Origin of the sequence: Microbacterium sp. CR_7 (assembly GCF_041954755.1) — a bacterium.
Lineage (GTDB): Bacteria > Actinomycetota > Actinomycetes > Actinomycetales > Microbacteriaceae > Microbacterium.
Genome location: NZ_JAVAYF010000005.1, coordinates 253,701 through 271,517, shown reverse-complemented (window position 1 = coordinate 271,517; position 17,817 = coordinate 253,701). Strand labels below are relative to the sequence as shown.

The window sequence follows — 17,817 nt, the reverse complement described above, 5'->3', positions numbered from 1 at the left end:
GAGAGTCAGCCGCCGAGGATCGACGCGTACGCGGCCTCGAGCGAACCCGCCAGCGCCGGCGCGTCGCCCAGGTAGCCGTTCACCATGGCTCCGTCGCGGAGGATCATGAGCTGGTTCGCCACGGAGGCGACATCGTCCGCTCCCGCCTGTTCCGCGATGCGGGCGAAGAAGTCGAGCAGCCAGCCGCGGTGGGCGTCGACGGCGACGCGCACCGGATCGTCGCGATCGGGATACTCCGCCGCCGCGTTGATGAAGGCGCAGCCGCGGAATCCGGGGCTGCAGCTCGCCGCTCCGATTCCTGCGGCCACGGTGCGCGCCGTGCCGAGCGGATCGCCGTCGTGGACCGTGCTCGTCAGCCAGGCCTGTTCGGCAGCCGACTGCTGCTCGAGGTAGGCGACGACGAGATCGCTCTTCGCGCGGAAGTGACGGTAGAAGGTGACCTTCGTGATGCCGACCTGCTCGATGATGCGGTCGGCGCTCGTCGCGCGGATGCCCTGCTCGTAGAAGAGCTCGTTCGCGGCATCGAGGATCCGCTGTCGCGTGCCCGCGCCGCGATTCGTCGCCACGGGGACCTCGGTTTCTTCGTGCACTTCTGACTCCGGTCTGGGTCGGGCTGGTTGCACCCGCTCTGGAAGCAGTCTATGGTTCTCGATGTAGACGTACTAGTAACTCTACCTCCGATCGCTTACTGAAAGAAGAGCCGAGAATGTCCGACATCCGCCCCTCGACCACTCTGGGCAGCGCGCTGCGCCGCCTCTACTTCGTCCGCTTCGGCTTCACCGTCGTCTGGGCCGCACTGCTGTTCCTGACCGGCGGCACCATGGGACCCTTCCTCACGATCCTCTTGATCGCGTACCCGCTCTTCGACGCGGCATCCGTGTTCTGGCAGATCCGCGCCGAAGGCGCGAGCCGCCGGGCGAAGGTCTCGGAGTGGATCAACGTCGTCGTCAGCGTGCTGGTCGCGGTCACCCTCGGCTGGGCATCGACGGTGTCCCCCGCGACCGCGCTGACCGTCTGGGGCGTCTGGGCGATCGGCGCAGGACTCCCCCAGCTCATCACCGCCATCCGCAATCGTCGCTCCGGCGGTCAGGTGCCGCAGATGCTCTCCGGCGGGATCTCGCTGTTCGCCGGGGCCGCTTTCGTCGCCCAGGGCCTGCAGGGCAGCGGGATGATCACCGGGGTCGCGGGATACGCCCTGCTCGGAGCGGTGTTCTTCCTGATCTCCGCCATCCGTCTGTCCGTCCTGCTCAAGAAGCAGGTGGCCGCATGACCGCCCCCGCAGCGCACGACTACGACCTGATCGTCATCGGTGGAGGGCCGGTGGGTGAGAACGTGGCGGACTACGCCACGAAGCGCGGCATCCGCGTCGCCATCGTCGAATCCGAGCTCGTCGGCGGTGAATGCTCGTACTGGGCCTGCATGCCCTCGAAGGCCCTGCTCCGCAGCGGGCATGCGATCCGGGCCGCCCGACGCCTCGCCGGAGCCCGCGAAGCGATCGCCGATCAGCTGGACGCCGCAGCGGTGCTCGCACGGCGCACGGCGTTCACCGACGATTGGAAGGACGACGGCCAGGTCGCCTGGCTCGAATCCGCCGACATCGGCCTCATCCGCGGACGCGGTCGCGTCACCGGCATCGGACAGGTGACCGTCGGCGGTCGCGTCTACTCGGCGAAGGCCGTTGCCATCGCGACGGGTTCCGTGCCGGTCCTTCCGCCGATCCCCGGGCTCGCCGATGCGGCGCCGTGGGGCACTCGGGAGGCCACCTCCGCCGACCGCGTCCCGCCCCGGCTCGCCATCATCGGAGGCGGAGTAGCCGGCACGGAGCTCGCCTTCGCTTTCTCGTCTCTCGGATCACAGGTCACGCTGCTCTCCCGCACTCGTCTGCTCGAGCGCGAGGAGCCGTTCGTGGGTGAGCACCTCGCCGCGGCTCTGATCGCGGAGGGCGTGACCGTCGACACCGCGGCCAGCCCGACACGGATCGATCGCGACGCCGACGGCATCGTCACGATCACCCTCGACGACGGCACCACCGTCAGCGCCGACGAGCTCCTGGTGTCGACGGGTCGCCGCCCCGCCACCGACGACCTGGGCCTCGAGGCCCTCGGACTGGAGGTCGGACGCGGGATCGCCGTCGACGACACCATGCTCGTGAGCGGCACCGACTGGCTGTACGCCGTCGGCGACGTCAACGGACGCGCACTGCTCACCCACCAGGGCAAGTACCAGGCGCGCGCGGCAGGAGAGGCCATCGCCGCCCGCCTCGACGGATCACCCGTCTCCGACGAGCCGTGGGGACAGCACGTCGCCACCGCCGACCATGCGGCGGTGCCGCGCGTCGTCTTCACCGACCCCGAGGTGGCCGCGGTCGGCCTCACCGAGGAGGCCGCGAAGCAGAAGCAGCTCAACTATCGAGCTGTCGAATACGACCTCGGTTGGGTGGCCGGCGCGAAGCTCCACGCCGACGGCTATGCCGGGCACGCCAAACTGATCGTCGATGAGGACCGGCGACTGGTCGTCGGTGCCACGTTCGTCGGGCAGGACGTCGCCGAACTCGTGCACGCGGCGACGATCGCCATCGTCGGCGAGGTTCCCATCGAACGCCTCTGGCACGCGGTGCCCGCCTACCCCACCATCAGCGAGGTCTGGCTCCGCCTCCTCGAGACCTACGGCCGACCGGCCGCGTAGCACCTGATTCAGCACCTACGAAAGGAACCAGTCATCATGCCCACGAAGATCACGCTTGTCATCGAGAACCCCGCCGACCCGCCCCGCTTCGAGGAGGCCTACGCGGAGATCATGGACCTCGCAGCGCAGCTCCCGGCGCTGCAGCGCCTCGAATCCGCGAGGGTCTGGCCGAAGGAGGACGGGACTCCCACTCCCGCGCACCGGACGCTCGACCTGTACTTCGAGACCTACCAAGCGGCCTCGGCCGCGGTCGCCACGCCTGTCGCCGGAGAGTTCTTCCAGCGACTGATCGGCACCGGCGTGCCGTTCATCGGCCTGTTCTCCGACATCGACCGGGCCTGACCGTCGCCGGGCGGCGCCGAATCGGGACGGCGCCGCCTGACGACCGTGCCCTCCTTCTCGCGCGGGGATGCGCGAGAAGGAGGGAATCTACCAGTCGGCGGAGCGACAGGTCGCGCTTCCGGACCCCCGCGCCCGGACAACGCGGAACGACGATCGCCTGGGCCCGCCCTGCCCCGTCCAGAAACGGAAAAACCCCCGATCTCTCGGGGGTTTCCATGGCGGTGACGGTGGGATTTGAACCCACGGTAGGGGGTTACCCTACACAACTTTTCGAGAGTTGCACCTTCGGCCGCTCGGACACGTCACCGCCGACTAGCTTACGACACCGCGCGCCGCGGCGCGAATCGGCGCTGCTGCGGCATCCTTCCTCCGCTCAGTTGGCGCCTGATGCCGCAATCCTCGCGGAATTGCCGCAAGAGGCGTCAACTCGACGAGGATGCTCACGAACCGCGGTTTTGTCCGGTCACCGGGTCCCTGCGTCGCCGCCGCATCCTGGTTAGGATTGCCTAAACGGGAGGATGCGCACCATGTCTTTCATCACGTCGGCCGCTCTCGCCGAGACCGGATATGTGGTCCTCGACGATCACGATCAGGCGTCCGACCCCGCGGAATGGCTCGACCTGCAGTACATCGGCTGGCGCTCGTCGGGCATCACCCGGTTCGCCCCGCTCGCGAGCTACGCCGGCGACATCGAGTGCAACGGATTCTGGAACCACACCCCTCCCCGCACCGACAAGGACGGCGTGTGGGTGCCGTCGCAGGTGGCCATCGCACCGACCCTGCAGGCACGGGCGCTCGAACCGGGCGCCGGAGTCGGGCGCTGTCGCGTCATCGAGCTGCAGCCGAACACGTACGCGGATGCCGTGTACAACCTGCACCAGGACGACAACAACCGCCTCAACGACGACGGCACCGGATGGGTCGTGCGCGGGTACTACAACCTCACCGATGACCCCGACTCGCTGCTGCTGCTCCGCTCTGACCGCTTCGACCCCGCCACCGAGATCCGGCTGCCGCTGCCCGCGGGCTCCCGGATCATCGTCGACACACAGCGCTTCTGGCACGCCGTGTGGCATCGGGGCACAGCTCCGCGCTTCGCGCTCATCACGTCGTGGACGTCGGGTCCGGAGCTCGATGCGTACATCGCGGCGAACCATGGCGATCCGCACCCCGCGACGGTGAACCTCGACCCCGCCCTCGTCGACGAGGCGCAGGTGGAGCTGCACCGGCGCATCGAGGAGCGCCGCCGCGCGTTCGAGGCGCAGGGCATCGTCATGGAACCCCGCGCCGACCTCAGCGTCTGACGACAGTCCCGGCGTTTCGTCTCGTCGCTGCGCTCCTCGCTCAATGACCTGTGGAGATAGACACCGGGGCGTCAGACCGTGCGGCCGTCCTCCAGCCGCACGACGCGGTCGACGCTCCCCTCGGGCGGCGCGACGTGCGAGATGAGCAGCACCGACTGCTCCCCCGCCGCGCCCAGCAGGTCGGCGAGCAGGGCGTCCGACGCGTCCGGATCCACCCCCGCGGTCGGCTCGTCGAGCACCAGGACGGGGAAGCCGCGCAGCAGGGCCCGAGCGAGTGCGATGCGCTGGGCCTGTCCACCCGACACGAGGCCGCCGCGATCGCCGACCCGGGCATCCAGCCCGCCTCGGTCACGCACCCACTCCCCGAGCCCGACCCGATCGAGCACAGCGAGGAGCTCGTCGTCGGTGGCGGTGTCCCGCGCGAACAGCAGGTTCTGCCGGATGTCCTCGTCGAACAGCTGCGGACTCTGCTCGCACAGCCCGATCGTGCGTCGCAGCGCGGGACCGGAGAGCTCGCCAGCCGAGATCCCGCCGACCGAATAACTGCCCTCCGCACGCAGGAAGCCCACGAGCACGGCGGCGAGAGAGCTCTTTCCCGCCCCGCTCGGCCCTGAGACCAGCACCCGCTCCCCCGGCCGCAGGTCCAGATCGACACCACGTAGCGCGGGCGCCCCACCGGGCCACTCCGCGCGCACATCACGCAGTCGCAGCGCGGGCGTCCCGTCGATCTCCGTGTCGGCACCGTCGTCGGAGCGCAGCTGCTCCGGCATCCGGTCGGGGAGCACATCGACGATGCGCTCGGCGCTCGCGCGCACGCTCCGCCAGGATGCCGCGGCGATCGGCACCGCCCCGAACACCTCGAACACCACCATCGGCACGAGCACCGCGACCGCGAGCCACGGACCGTCGATCGCCCCGGTGACCAGACCGGGAGCGGCGGCGGCGAGCGCCCAGACGGATGCCGCACCCGCCACGGCCGACACCACTCCCGCGGCGACGGCCTGCGCGAGCGAGGCCCGACCGACGGCGCGCCGCAGCGCGGCATCCGCCTGCTTCACCCGCTCGCGAGCCTGGGGCTCGGCACCGTAGGCGAGGAGCACGTCCAGTCCGCCGATGTAGTCGGTGAGCGCGGCGGTGAGGTCGCCGCGGCGGGTCGACACGACGGCTTCGGCCCGCGAGCCGAACAGCCAGCCGAGACCGACGGCGGCCAGCGCGGCGACGACGAGGCACACCGCGAGCGTGAGCGCGGCGGGCACCGACACGAACAGCAGGAACCCGACGGCGCCGAGCGCGACGACGCCCGAGACCGCCAACGGCTGCACGACCCGCAGCGGCAGGTTCTGCAGGTTCTCGACGTCGTCGACGAGGGCCGACAGCACCCGTCCGTGGTCGGTGCGTCCGAGCCCGGCGGGCGACAGGGGCGTGAGCCGGCGCACCATGTCGGCTCTGGTGTCGGCGAGCTGCCGCAAGGCGGCGTCGTGTCCGCTCAGGCGTTCGAGATACCGGGTGACGGCACGCGTCACGGCGAAGAACCGCACGCCGACGACCGCGATCGAGAGGGGCACGAGCGAGTCGACGATCGACGCGCTGACGATCAGCCAGCCGCTCACCGCGAGCAGGCTCACCGCCGCACCGGCCGACAGCACGCCCCACACGAGCCCGGGCAGGAAGCGCAGAAACGGGGGCTGCGCGAGCCGCAGCACCTCGCGGATGCGGAGCGCGCGCGATTCGGAGCGGATGCTGCTCATACCCGCACCCCCAACTCGACGACCTGGTCGGCGATGCGACGGGCCGACCGGCGGTGGGAGACGACGATCACGGCGGCTCCGGCATCCGCGCGTTCGCGCAGCGAGTCCCACAGCCGCTGTTCGGTGTCGGCGTCGAGCGCGCTCGACGGCTCGTCGAGAGCGAGCACGGCGTCGGGTCGCCGCGACTGCCAGTAAAGCGCCCGCGCGACGGCGACGCGCTGCGCCTGACCGCCCGACAGTCCGCTGCCCTGCACGCCGAGCTCCAGCGCGGGGTCGAGATCGTCGGCGCACGCGGCGTCGAGCGCACGGCGGATGCCGACGGCATCCGGTGCCGCCTCTCCGAGGGAGACGTTCGCGGCGATCGTCCCGCGGCTGAGCTGCGGGCGCTGCCCCGCCCACGCCAGCCAGTCGGCGGGCGACAGTCCGCGCACGTCGATGCCCCCGACGGTGGCGGTCCCTGCGAACGGGACGGCTCCGCGCAGCGCGGCGAGCAGACTCGATTTGCCGGATCCGCTCGGGCCCTCGATGAGCGTGACCGTGCCGGGGGCCGCGGTGAAGGTGACGGGCGGGAGATCCCGCACGCGGAGATCGGTGACCTCGAGGGGACCCGTGACGCGCTTCGTCTCGTCGCTGCGCTCCTCGCTCGACGACCGGGGGGCATCCCCCGCCTCGTCGAGCACAGCGAACACGTCCTCGGTCGCGGCCACGCCCTCGGCCGCGGCGTGGAACTGCACGCCGACCTGGCGGATCGGCAGGAACGCCTCCGGGGCGAGCAGCAGCACGAACAGCCCGACCTCGAGCGACAGGTCGCCCGACAGCAGCCGGAATCCCACCGCGACCGCGATCAAGGCCACGGCGAGCGACGACAGCAGCTCCATCGCGAACCCCGACAGGAACGAGAACCGCAGCACCTTCATGGTCTCGCGACGGTAGTCGTCGGCCGTGCGCTCGATCTGCGCGGCGGCGCGGCGCTCGCGACCGAACAGCCGCAGCGTCGCGAGCCCCTGGACCGTGTCGGCGAACCGGGCCGCGAGCCGCTGCAGCGTCTGCCACTGTCGGCGCTGCACGGTGCGGGTCGCGATGCCGATCAGGATGAGGAAGAGCGGGATCAGCGGCAGGGTGATCGCGGCGGTGAGCCCGCTCGGCCAGTCCTGCCAGCACATCACAGCCAGGATCACCGGGGTCGCGACGACGGTGAGCACGAGCTGCGGGATGTACCGGGCGAAGTACGCGTCGAGCGCTTCGAGTCCGTGCCCGGCGGTGACGGCGAGCTCGGTGCGGTTCCGCTGCGCGAGCCAGCCTGGCCCCAGTCGCCCGATCGCCGCGATGAGGGCTGCGCGCAACTGCATCCCCGTCTTCGCCGCCGCCCGCGTGCCCGCCGCGTCAGACGCCGCGATGAGCGCTCCGCGCAGCAGCGCGAGACCCAGGAGCGACAGCAGGGATGCCGTCACGTCGCGACCCGCGAGGGCGCCGGTCACGGCATCCGTCAGCATCCAGGCGAACGCGACTGTGACCGCCGTCTGCACGACGCCGATCACGCCCGACAGGAGGAGGAACCCGCGTGCGGCGCTCGCGTACCGGACGAGCCGGATGTCGACGGGTTTCACGCGTCGCCCCGAGACGTCGTTGCGGTCGCAGTCTGTGCCGCCGCCGACGCGAACTCGCGGCACGAAATGCGACCGGAACCCCGAAGATCACTCACGCGTGCGCCGGAGCCCCCTCGATCGAACGGCGGGTGACGCGCTTGCGGAACACCCAGTAGGTCCACGCCTGGTAGGCGAGCACGAGCGGGGTCGCGATCAGCGCCGTCCAGCTCATGATCTCCAGCGTATATTGCGTGCTCGACGCGTTCGCGATGGTCAGGCTGTAGGCCGGGTCGATGGTCGACGGCATCACGTACGGGAACAGCGCCGCGAACAGCATGACGACCGCGAGCATGACGGTGACCATGCCCGAGACGAACGCCCAGCCGTCACGGCGCACCAGCGAGAACCCGATCGCCGCGACCAGCGCGACCGCCGCGAGAGCACCCGCGCCGAGCACGAGCCACAGCAGCGGCGCCTCGCGGTTCATCGCGATGACCGCCGTCCAGACGACGGTGCCGGCGGCCGCGAGCACGGTCGGTCCGGCGACGAGCTTCGCGAGCCGATGCGCGTCCTCGTGCACGGGTCCGTCGGTCTTCAGCGCGACGAAGAGCACGCCGTGCAGGATGAACAGCTGCAGCGTGGTGACGCCGACCAGCAGCGCGTAGGGGTTGAGCAGCGAGAAGAACCCGCCGACGTAGATGTGATCGGCGTTCAGCGCGACCCCCTGCACGATGTTGCCGAACGCGACGCCCCACAGCAGGGCGGGGACCGCCGAGCCGATCACGATCATGCGGTCGAAGCGGCGCTTCCAGGCGACGTCGTCGCGCTGATGGCGGTACTCGAACGAGACGCCGCGCAGGATCAGCGCGAGCAGGATCAGCAGCAGCGGCAGGTAGAACCCGCTGAACAGCGTGGCGTACCACTCGGGGAACGACGCGAACAGCACGGCGCCGGCCACGATGACCCAGGTCTCGTTGAGGTCCCACACCGGGCCGATCGTGTTGATGACCTGTCGGCGAGAGACGTCGTCCTTGCCGAGGAACGGCAGCGACATGCCGACGCCGAAGTCGAACCCGTCGAGCACGAAGTAGCCGACGAAGAAGAAGGCGACGATGAAGAACCAGAGCGTTGCGAGATCCATGGTGTTCCTTCTCTCAGTACACGACCGACGGCAGCTGGGCCGTCTCCTCGTGGGGTTGCTCGTCGGTGTCGGGGCCCTTCTGCGCGGCCTTGACGATCAGGCGCACCTCGACGATCGCGAGGGCGGCGTAGATCGCGGTGAACGCGATGAGCGAGATCAGCACGTCGACGCCGGTGACGCCGGGCGAGACGCCGTCGCGGGTGGTCATGAGGCCGAAGACGATCCACGGCTGGCGGCCCATCTCGGTGAAGACCCAGCCCATGATGTTGGCGGCGAGCGCGAGCGGGAACGACCAGATGGCGAGCTTCCACATCCACGGTGCCGGGGGCTTCTTGGCGCTCTTACGGGTCAGCCACAGGCCGACGACGGCGACGAGGCCGGCGGCCATGCCGAGGCCGATCATCCAGCGGAACGCCCAGTACGTGACCCAGAGGATCGGCGCGAACTCGGTGAGGCCGGTGTCGGCGAACGTCGTCGCGTACTCGGCGTTGAGGTCGTTGATGCCGTGCACGCACGCGTCGAACGTGTGCGTCGACAGCAGCGACAGCAGGTACGGCACGCGGATGCTGAACAGCTCGGAGCTGCCGTCGGGCGTGCCGAGCGTGAAGAGGCTGAAGGAGGCGTCCGGCCCGCAGACGGTGTTGAACGTCGCCTCGGCCGCGGCCATCTTCATCGGCTGCGCCGCGTACATCGCGAGGCCGAGCTGGTCGCCCGTGAGCACGACGCCGGCGGTCGAGACGATCATCGCCCACAGGCCGAACTTCAGCGAGATGCGCATGGTGTCGAAGTGCTGCCCACGGGCCAGGTGCCAGGCCGACACCGAGATCACGACACCGGCGGCGAACATGAGCGCACCGAAGATCGTGTGCGGGAACGCGGCGAGCGCGACCGGGTTCGTGAGCAGCGCCCAGAAGTCGGTGAGCTCGGCGCGGTTGGTCTCGGGGTTGAAGACGTAGCCGACCGGGTTCTGCATGAACGCGTTCGCCGCGATGATGAAGTACGCCGACAGGATGCTCCCGATCGAGACGCACCAGATCGTGGCGAGGTGCAGCTTCTGCGGCAGCTTGTCCCACCCGAAGATCCACAGCCCGATGAACGTGGCCTCGAAGAAGAAGGCGAGCAATCCCTCGAACGCCAACGGGGCGCCGAACACATCGCCCACGAACCGGGAGTAGTCCGACCAGTTCATGCCGAACTGGAACTCCTGCACGATGCCGGTCACGACGCCCATGGCGAAGTTGATGAGGAAGATCTTGCCGAAGAAGCGCGTCAGGTGCAGGTACTGCACCTTGCCGGTCCGCACCCACGCGGTCTGGAAGATCGCCGCGACGAGCGCCATGCCGATCGTGAGCGGCACGAAGAGGTAGTGGTAGACGGTCGTCAGACCGAACTGCCATCGGGACAGTGCGAGCGGGTCGAGCCATTCCATGGGACCACTCCTTCTTCTCTGTCTGCGGGTACGCCGGTGAGAGGTCTGCCGCCCCCGTCGGGCGACTGACCGTGGATCAGGTGACGCGCGCTAGGCGGCGGTCATCTCCGTGAGACGCAGGCGCACGGTGCACTCCTCCGGGAGATCGGAGGTGCGCACGGCCTCGGCGGCGAGCGGACCGCCGGCTTCGGCGAGCACCCCCTGCATGAGGCCGAGGTGCACGGAGCACAGCATCGGACGGTCTTCGGCACGACCAGCGGCGTGCGGGCAGGGGGTGAGGTCGACCGTGAGCTGCTCGTCGTCGACGACGGGCTCGAAGCCGCTCTCCTCCAGGTGTTCGATCAGGGCATCCAGCTGGTAGGTGGCCTCGCGACCGAGAGAGGATGCCGTGGCCGGCAGCATCCGACGCAGCAGATCGCCCCGCTGGGCCGCGGCCTTCGCCTTGTCGCGTGCGATGGGACTCGACGCGTCGCCCGTGCCAGTCGCCGCGCTGTACAGGGTGCGCGGCCGCCCGCGGGTGGTGCGGCGCTCGGTGGCCTGGATGACGTAGCCGCCCTCGATGAGGCGCTGCAGGTGCTCGCGCACCGTGTTCGGATGCAGTCCGGTGGCCTCGCACAGCTCGCCGATCGTGCGCTCGGCACGGCTCTGCACCAGGTGCAGGATCCGCACCCGGGAGAACGTCGAGATCGGCCCGCAGACGGGCGCTCCGTTGGCCATGGCTCCAGTATCCCGCGGCGGCCGCGGCCGTCGGAGGCTTCCGGCCGTGAATAATGCCCGCCGCGATAGGGATGTCGGATACCGGCGATAGCCTGGCTGCATGGCTGCCCGCAAACCCGCTCCTCCCGCGTACGTCTGCACGGAATGCGGGTGGACGACGGCCAAGTGGGTCGGCCGTTGCGCCGAATGCCAGCAGTGGGGAACGGTGCAGGAGCAGGGCGCGCAGACCGGCATCCTGAGCCGTGTGACGCCGCTCGCCCCGAGCGCGGATCGCGCGGCGCGGCCGATCACGCAGATCACCACGACCGACGCCCCGCGCCGCACGAGCGGGGTGGCCGAGTTCGACCGAGTGCTCGGCGGCGGCATCGTGCCGGGGGCGGCGATCCTGCTGAGCGGCGAGCCGGGCGTCGGCAAGTCGACCCTGCTGCTCGAGGTCGCCGCGCGCGCCGCGCATGCGGGACGCCGTGTTCTCTATGCGAGCGCCGAGGAGTCACCGGCGCAGGTGCGTCTGCGCGCCGAGCGCACCGGGGCGCTGCACGACGAGCTGTACCTCGCGAGCGAGACCGACCTCGCCACGATCCTCGGCCACATCGACGAGGTCGCACCGCAGCTCGTGATCGTCGACTCGGTGCAGACGGTGTCGTCGTCGCTGATCGACGGAGCCGCCGGCCAGCCGAGCCAGGTGCGCGAGGTCGCCGCGACGCTGATCCGCATCGCGAAGGAGCGCGGGCTCCCGATCATCATCGTGGGACACGTCACGAAAGACGGCCAGGTCGCGGGGCCGCGCGTGCTCGAGCACCTCGTCGACGTCGTCTGCCATTTCGAGGGCGATCGACAGACGTCGCTGCGCTTCATCCGCGCGCTCAAGAACCGCTTCGGCCCGACCGACGAGGTGGGATGCTTCGAGATGACCGGAGACGGCATCGCCGAGGTCCCCGATCCGTCCGGGCTGTTCCTGTCGCAGGGCGACACCGAGCCGGGCACGTGCGTCGCCATCTCGCTCGAGGGGCGCCGGGCGCTGCCGGTCGAAGTGCAGGCGCTCACCGTGAACACGACGGCCCCGAACCCCCGGCGGGTCGTGCACGGTCTCGACGCGTCGCGGGTGGCGATGGTGCTGGCGATCCTCGAACGTCGTGCGCAGATCAAGACCAGCACGCTCGACGTCTACGTATCGACCGTCGGAGGGGTGCGCTTCACGGAGCCGGCGGCCGACCTCGCGATCGCCATCGCGGTGGCAGGGTCGATCCAGCAGATCCGCGTGCCGCGCACGGTAGCGGCGGTCGGGGAGCTCAGCCTCGCGGGCGAGATCCGGCCGGTCACCCAATCGGCGCAGCGCCGGTCCGAGGCGTCGCGTCTCGGGTACGAGCAGGTCGTCGACGATCGGTCGAAGACCCTGCGGGCGGCGCTGAGCGACGTGCGCGCCCGCAACACATCGCGGCGCCACGAGGGCGACATCCCCCCGTTCTGACGCGCCGCAGCGCCCCCTGAGCAGTCGGCGCAGGGCGTTGCACGGCACTCGCCGCGTGTCGTCTCGCTCCGCTCGCTCGCGTCAGGCGTCGAGGGCTTTGAGGATCTCCTCGGGCGACGCCTGCATCGGATGCGGTCCCGCGATGTCGAGGAACACCGTGGTGATCGGGTGCGCGGAGAGGAACTTCCGCAGCCAGTCGGCGCCGTAGATACCCACGCCGGGCGGCAGGTTGGCCGGCTTGTTCTTCGCGTCGCTGAACAGCAGCAGCGCGAGATCGCCGCTCTTCGGGTCGCGGTACGTCCACACCTCACCGCTGTCGAGAGGGTTGTCCCGGGCGCCCGGCGAGATCAGCGGCACGACCGTGGTGCCGTGGCGCAGGGCGAGGGCGACCGCCGCGACGTCCTGCTTCTCGAGCGCCTGGGCGAGAGCATCCGATCGGAAATCCTCGGGGGCGGGCTTCTTGCCGCGCTTCGCCTTCTTCGCTGCCATGACTCCAGCTTATTCAGCGACGACCACGGCGAGGTGGACAGTGCCGCAGGCCCGGAGACAGAATGGGGCCCTCTCGAGTCATCCATTGGGGACTGGGGTACTCGAGAGGGCCCAGGCTCTCGCGCGGCGATGTCGAAGCGCTGGGGACGCTGTGAATCGACGCCACTGGGGATGGCATGGTGCCGCAAGATCTGGAGAGCCGTGTCAATGGTATCCCAAAGAGCCACTCGCGTCACCCTCGAAGCTGAATCGGGGTCGGTATTCACGCGTCGGACACACGCCGGAAAACTGCACCGATATTCAGTGCAAGCGCTTCCCCATATCAGGAACACACCCCGAAATCAGGAGATTCCGGGCCGAATGGTCCTGATCTCGGGCGAGTCTCCTGATCTCAGGTGCAGGTTCCGCCTCAGTACAGCAGGATCTGCGTGGTCGCAGCGCCGGCGAACCCGCCGATCTCGACGGCGACGTGATACGACGATCCGCCACCGGGGGCCCGCGGTCGATTCTCCTGCGCGCAGGTCTCGACGCTCGAGCGCGTGCGATCCCACACCACCGGCACCTTGCTCGTGACCGTCGCGCCGGCCGCGAGCGTGGCGATCATGCTGCTCGGGTTCTCCTGGCAGTCGGTCGACCGCCACCACACGTCGGCGCCGCTCGACACGGTGAACACCTGGGTGCTGGATCCGACGTCGATCGTGCAGTCGCTGGCGCCGTTGTTGGTGAGCGAGATCGACAGGTTCGGCAGCTCGCCGGCGGCGTAGGTGTCGGCATCCGTGACCGCCGAGACCACGACGTCCTTCGCCTCGCACGCGACGACCCCGGGGGTCTCCTCCGCCATCGGCTCCTCCGAGGGGTCCGCGGAGGGCGTGTCGGTCGGTGTGGCATCGGTCGTCGGAGTCGGTGACGCCGACGGACTCGGCACGGGTGCGACCTCGGCCGCACTGGCCCAGGGCCGCGAGACGAGCAGCCACACCGAGACGCCGATGACGGCGAGGAACAGGATCAATCCGACGACCGCGACCAGCCGCCGACGACGGTAGACGGCGGCGGACGGACGAGGCATGACTCCAGGTTAAGCGATCGACCTGTCGATCCCCCGGAGCGTCAACCCGGTATTCCGATGCGCCGCTCACCCGACCGCAGCTGCTGGATCACGACGGCGATCACGAGGAGGGCGCCCTGGGCGACGTTCTGCCAGAACGAGTTCACCCCGAGGATCGTCATGCCGTTCGTCAGCACGCCGAGCAGGATGACGGCGAGGATCGTCCCCGAGATCGTGCCCTTGCCGCCCTTCAGCGCCGCGCCGCCGAGCGCGGCGGCAGTGATGGCCTGCAGCTCCAGTCCCTCCGACCCCGAGATCGGCTGACCCGATCCGGTGCGGGCGGTGATGAGGATGCCGGCGATCGCCGCCACCGCACCGGTGACCATGTACACGCCGATGATGTAGCGGTTGATGTCGATGCCCGCGAGGCGGGAGGCGATGTTGTTGCCACCCACCGCGTAGATGTTGCGGCCGACCGACGTGTACCGCAACACGATGTGCGCGAGCAGCGCGACGAGCAGCAGCACGAGGATGAGGGTCGGGATGCCGCCGATCGCGCCTCGCGCGAGGAAGACGAAGAACGGGTCGGCGCCGGTGTAGCCCTGGGCGCGGCCGTCGGAGATGAGCTGCGCGATGCCCTTGAACGCCGCGAGGGTCGCGAGCGTCGCGATCACGGGGTTGACCCGTCCGAAGACGATGATGCACCCGTTCACGAGGCCGCAGAGCACGCCGATGCCGATCGCGCCGGCGACGCCGAGCACAGGCCCCGCCGCCGTGAAGATCATGGCCGAGGTCACCGAGGTGAGACCCGCGATCGACCCGACCGAGATGTCGAGCGCTCCGAGGATGATGACGATGGTCTGCACCACGGCCAGCAGCCCCATGATCGCGATGGCCGTGCCGATGACCTTGAGGTTCGCGACGCTGAAGAACAGGGGGTTCTGCAGCCCGATGACGGCGACGACGAGCACGATCGCGAGGATGAGCGAGACGTTCTGCACGCCCACTCCCCCGAGCACGCGACGCACCAGCGAGGGCCGCTCGGTTGCGGGTCGCTCCAGGGTGGCCGTCGCGGCTGCGCCGGTCTTGATCTCCGGGTTGTCGATCCTGTCGCTCATGCGGCGACCTCCTCGTCCATCGCGAGCGCGAGAATGCTCTCTTCGGTTGCCTGGGCGCGCGGGAGCTCGCCCGTGATGCGGCCGTGGGCCATGACATAGATGCGGTCCGAGACGCCGAGCACCTCGGGCAGTTCGCTGGAGACGACGATCACCGCGACGCCCTCATGGGCGAGACGGTCGATGATCGCGTAGATCTCGGCTTTCGCCCCGACGTCGATGCCGCGCGTGGGTTCGTCGAGCAGCAGCATCCGCGGCGCCGTGGCGAGCCAGCGCGCGAGCACCACCTTCTGCTGGTTGCCGCCGGAGAGCCGCCCGACAAGCTGCTCGGTGCTGGGCGTGCGGATGCGGAGCGAGTCGACGTAGCCCTGCGCGAGCGCGGTCTCGGCCGAGTCCTTGACGAAGATCCAGCGCGACAGCGAGCGCAGCACCGCGAGCGCAGCGTTGTCTCGTACGCTGCGTTCGAGCAGCAGCGCCTCGGCCTTGCGCTCCTCGGGGGCGAACCCGATGCCGGCGCGGATGCTGTCGCGCGGGCTCCGGAACCGCCTGGCCTTCCCGTCGACGCGGATCGCGCCGCCGTCGACGGGCAGGTCGCCCGCGATGGTCTTCATGAGCTCGCTGCGCCCGGCGCCGACGAGGCCGGCGATACCGACCACCTCGCCCGCCCTCACCTGCAGCGAGATGTCCTGCACGAACTCGTTCGACACGTCGTCGAGCTCGAGCACCACCTCACCGAGAGCGGCGGGCTCGCGGTGGAAGAACTGGGTCAGGTCGCGGCCGACCATCATGCGCACGAGCTCGTCGTGGTCGGTCTCGTCGACCGTCTTGGTGCCGACGTACGCGCCGTCGCGGAGCACGGTGATGCGATCGGCGAGCTGGAAGATCTCCCCCATGCGATGCGAGACGTAGCCGATCGCGACCCCCTCCTCCTGCAGCTGACGGATGAGCGCGAAGAGCAGCGTCACCTCCTCGTCGCCGAGCGACGAGGTCGGCTCGTCGAAGCAGATAATCTTCGGCCGTGCGATCACGGCGCGCATGATCTCGACGATCTGGCGCTGCGCGGGCGAGAGGTCGGCGCCGAGGGTGCGGGCGTCGATGACACGGTCGAATCCCCAGCGGCGGAGCTCCTCGGTGGCGGTGCGCTCGAGGCGGCTGCGGCGGAATCCGCCGGCGCCGAGAGCGCCGATGTAGATGTTCTCGGCGACCGAGACCCAGGGGACGATCTCGGGCTCCTGGGCGATCACGCGCAGCCCGGCATCCCGAGCGTCGGCGGGGCCGGAGAACGTCACGGCCTCTCCGCCGATCGACAGCTCTCCGCCGTCGGGCTGGTAGTCGCCGCCGAGGATCTTGAGGAGCGTCGACTTGCCCGCCCCGTTCTCGCCCATGAGCGCCGTGACCTCGCCGGCGCGCAGCTCCAGCTCGACGCCGCGCAGGGCGCGCACGGGGCCGAACGATTTGGTGATCGCCTGTGCGCGCAGCGCGACGGACTGATCGGTCATGGTGTCCTCTCGTGATCGGATGCCGGGGAAGCGGGGCGGCCGTCCTCAGGGCCGCCCCGCGGGAGACAGACGTCAGGTGCAGACGACGCCCTTCTCCTCCCAGTTGGAGGCATCCACGATCTCGGTGTTGGCGACCGTCTTCGGCGGCAGTTCGGTGCCGTTGCGGAGCAGGTCGACCATGGAGGTGACGGCGGCCTTGCCGACCTCGACGCCCGAGATGAAAAGCGCCGACTTGTTGCCGGTCTCCTGGCCCGCGTTCCAGTCCTTGCAGGTGAGGTACGCGCCCAGGCCGACGCCGATGATGTCGGCGGGTGCGACGCCCGCGTTCTGCAGCGCCGTCACGACGCCCGTCTCGTTCTCGTCGTTGCAGCCCCACACCACCCAGTGCTTCACGCCGGAGTTCGCGGTGATGACGGCGCCCGCCTTGTCCTGCGCATCGGTGGCGGAGTTGTCGGTACCGACCTCGATGACCTCGGGGCCGTCGGTCACGGCCTGGGAGAAGGCATCGATCGCGCCGTCGACGCGCTCGACGCAGTTCGGCTGGTCCTGCTTGTAGGCGGAGAGGATGCGCGTGTCGGCGGCCGTCCATCCGGCCTCCTGGTACAGGCGAGCGGCGTCCGCGCCGACCTTCTCGCCCATGGAGGTGCCGTCGAAGCCGGTGAACGGCGCGGCGTCTCCCTTGGCGTCGACGATCGGGTCGTCGGCGGCCATGAGCGGGATGCCGGCGTCGGCTGCGAGCTGGATGACCTGCGGGCCGATCTGGGTGTCGGGGACGACGATGATGATGCCGTCGACGCCCTGGGCGATCGCGGCCTCGACCTCGGAGATCGCCTTGTTCGAGTCGGTGCTGACGTCGACGACGTTGATCGTGACGTCGCCGTCCTCCTTCGCCGCCTCCTTCGCGCCGTTCGCCTCGTCGATGAAGTACTGCTGGTCGCCCTGCTTCTGGATCAGGGCGATCGTGAGCGGCCCGTCGGACGTGCCTCCGCCGCCGGCGGCGGGCTCGGCGGTCTCCATTCCGGACGAACAGGCGGTGAGGGCTGCGAGCGCGAGGACGGCGGCGCCGCCTGCGGCGGTCCGCGCCCAGAGGCGGCTGCGGGTGGCGAACATTGAGACTCCTTCGTCTTCGTGCGTGACCGGCCAGGACGACCGGCTGGTGTGCGGAACAGATCGACCGTACCCCGCCGGATCACGGCGGGTGGAGGACGATCAAACGGATCATATGGACTTTCGTGTGGCACCACTTGGA

At 69.8% G+C, this 17,817-nt stretch carries 16 protein-coding genes and 1 tRNA gene; 5 read left to right on the top strand and 12 right to left on the bottom strand.

Going from position 1 to position 17,817, the window contains the following annotated elements:
* Positions 1–5 precede the first annotated feature (5 nt).
* The gene (locus tag RAC81_RS13100) at positions 6–590 is read right to left on the bottom strand and encodes a TetR/AcrR family transcriptional regulator (protein ID WP_375082763.1); all 585 of its coding nucleotides are present in this window, start codon (positions 588–590) and stop codon (positions 6–8) included.
* A 116-nt stretch (positions 591–706) separates the two neighbouring features.
* Between RAC81_RS13100 and RAC81_RS13095 the strand changes: the two genes are divergently transcribed.
* The 3 genes from RAC81_RS13095 to RAC81_RS13085 are packed head-to-tail and all read left to right on the top strand — an operon-like array spanning position 707 to position 3,027.
* Positions 707–1,270: a hypothetical protein gene (locus RAC81_RS13095; protein WP_375082762.1), complete on the top strand. Its 564-nt coding sequence runs from the start codon at positions 707–709 to the stop codon at positions 1,268–1,270.
* Entirely contained in the window at positions 1,267–2,685 is a 1,419-nt protein-coding gene (locus RAC81_RS13090; protein WP_375082761.1) for a dihydrolipoyl dehydrogenase family protein, read from the top strand. Before RAC81_RS13095 ends, RAC81_RS13090 begins: the two co-directional genes overlap by 4 nt.
* A gap of 36 nt (positions 2,686–2,721) precedes the next feature.
* A complete protein-coding gene (locus tag RAC81_RS13085; RefSeq protein WP_375082760.1) occupies positions 2,722–3,027 on the top strand; it encodes an EthD family reductase in 306 nt (101 codons plus the stop codon).
* Between the two features lie 216 nt (positions 3,028–3,243).
* Here RAC81_RS13085 and RAC81_RS13080 read toward each other — a convergent pair.
* Positions 3,244–3,334: transfer RNA gene (locus RAC81_RS13080), tRNA-Ser, on the bottom strand.
* A 220-nt stretch (positions 3,335–3,554) separates the two neighbouring features.
* Here RAC81_RS13080 and RAC81_RS13075 point away from each other — a divergent pair.
* Positions 3,555–4,331, top strand: coding sequence for a hypothetical protein (locus tag RAC81_RS13075; protein WP_375082759.1), 777 nt, complete (start codon positions 3,555–3,557; stop codon positions 4,329–4,331).
* Positions 4,332–4,402: 71 nt separating this feature from the next.
* Here the strand turns inward: RAC81_RS13075 and cydC are convergent, their stop codons facing one another.
* The 5 genes from cydC to RAC81_RS13050 all read right to left on the bottom strand — a co-directional run bounded on the left by cydC (position 4,403) and on the right by RAC81_RS13050 (position 10,952).
* Entirely contained in the window at positions 4,403–6,079 is a 1,677-nt protein-coding gene (gene cydC / locus RAC81_RS13070; protein WP_375082758.1) for a thiol reductant ABC exporter subunit CydC, read from the bottom strand.
* Positions 6,076–7,686, bottom strand: coding sequence for a thiol reductant ABC exporter subunit CydD (cydD, locus tag RAC81_RS13065; RefSeq protein WP_375082757.1), 1,611 nt, complete (start codon positions 7,684–7,686; stop codon positions 6,076–6,078). The genes cydC and cydD overlap by 4 nt, the downstream gene beginning before the upstream one ends.
* 91 nt (positions 7,687–7,777) lie before the next feature.
* The gene (cydB, locus tag RAC81_RS13060; protein WP_375082756.1) at positions 7,778–8,806 is read right to left on the bottom strand and encodes a cytochrome d ubiquinol oxidase subunit II; all 1,029 of its coding nucleotides are present in this window, start codon (positions 8,804–8,806) and stop codon (positions 7,778–7,780) included.
* Positions 8,807–8,819: 13 nt separating this feature from the next.
* Entirely contained in the window at positions 8,820–10,235 is a 1,416-nt protein-coding gene (locus RAC81_RS13055; RefSeq protein WP_375082755.1) for a cytochrome ubiquinol oxidase subunit I, read from the bottom strand.
* 90 nt (positions 10,236–10,325) lie between these two features.
* On the bottom strand, positions 10,326–10,952 hold the full coding sequence (locus tag RAC81_RS13050; protein ID WP_375082754.1) for an ArsR family transcriptional regulator: 627 nt from the start codon (positions 10,950–10,952) through the stop codon (positions 10,326–10,328).
* 100 nt (positions 10,953–11,052) lie between these two features.
* Here RAC81_RS13050 and radA point away from each other — a divergent pair, with 100 nt between their 5' ends.
* Positions 11,053–12,420 carry a DNA repair protein RadA gene (radA, locus tag RAC81_RS13045; protein ID WP_096714404.1) on the top strand — a complete coding sequence of 456 codons (1,368 nt, stop codon included), beginning with the start codon at positions 11,053–11,055 and terminating at the stop codon, positions 12,418–12,420.
* 81 nt (positions 12,421–12,501) lie between these two features.
* Here the strand turns inward: radA and RAC81_RS13040 are convergent, their stop codons facing one another.
* From RAC81_RS13040 to RAC81_RS13020, 5 genes are all read right to left on the bottom strand, one after another.
* Positions 12,502–12,909, bottom strand: a complete 408-nt coding sequence (locus RAC81_RS13040) for a dehydrogenase (RefSeq protein ID WP_375082753.1) — start codon at positions 12,907–12,909, stop codon at positions 12,502–12,504.
* Between the two features lie 409 nt (positions 12,910–13,318).
* Positions 13,319–13,975, bottom strand: coding sequence for a hypothetical protein (locus RAC81_RS13035; protein WP_375082752.1), 657 nt, complete (start codon positions 13,973–13,975; stop codon positions 13,319–13,321).
* Between the two features lie 41 nt (positions 13,976–14,016).
* Complete coding sequence (locus RAC81_RS13030; protein ID WP_375082751.1) at positions 14,017–15,072, bottom strand: ABC transporter permease; 1,056 nt, start codon at positions 15,070–15,072, stop codon at positions 14,017–14,019.
* Positions 15,069–16,568, bottom strand: a complete 1,500-nt coding sequence (locus RAC81_RS13025) for a sugar ABC transporter ATP-binding protein (protein ID WP_375082750.1) — start codon at positions 16,566–16,568, stop codon at positions 15,069–15,071. The genes RAC81_RS13030 and RAC81_RS13025 overlap by 4 nt, the downstream gene beginning before the upstream one ends.
* 72 nt (positions 16,569–16,640) lie before the next feature.
* Positions 16,641–17,678 (bottom strand): substrate-binding domain-containing protein, encoded by a 1,038-nt coding sequence (locus tag RAC81_RS13020; protein WP_375082749.1) that lies wholly within the window; start codon positions 17,676–17,678, stop codon positions 16,641–16,643.
* Positions 17,679–17,817 lie beyond the last annotated feature (139 nt).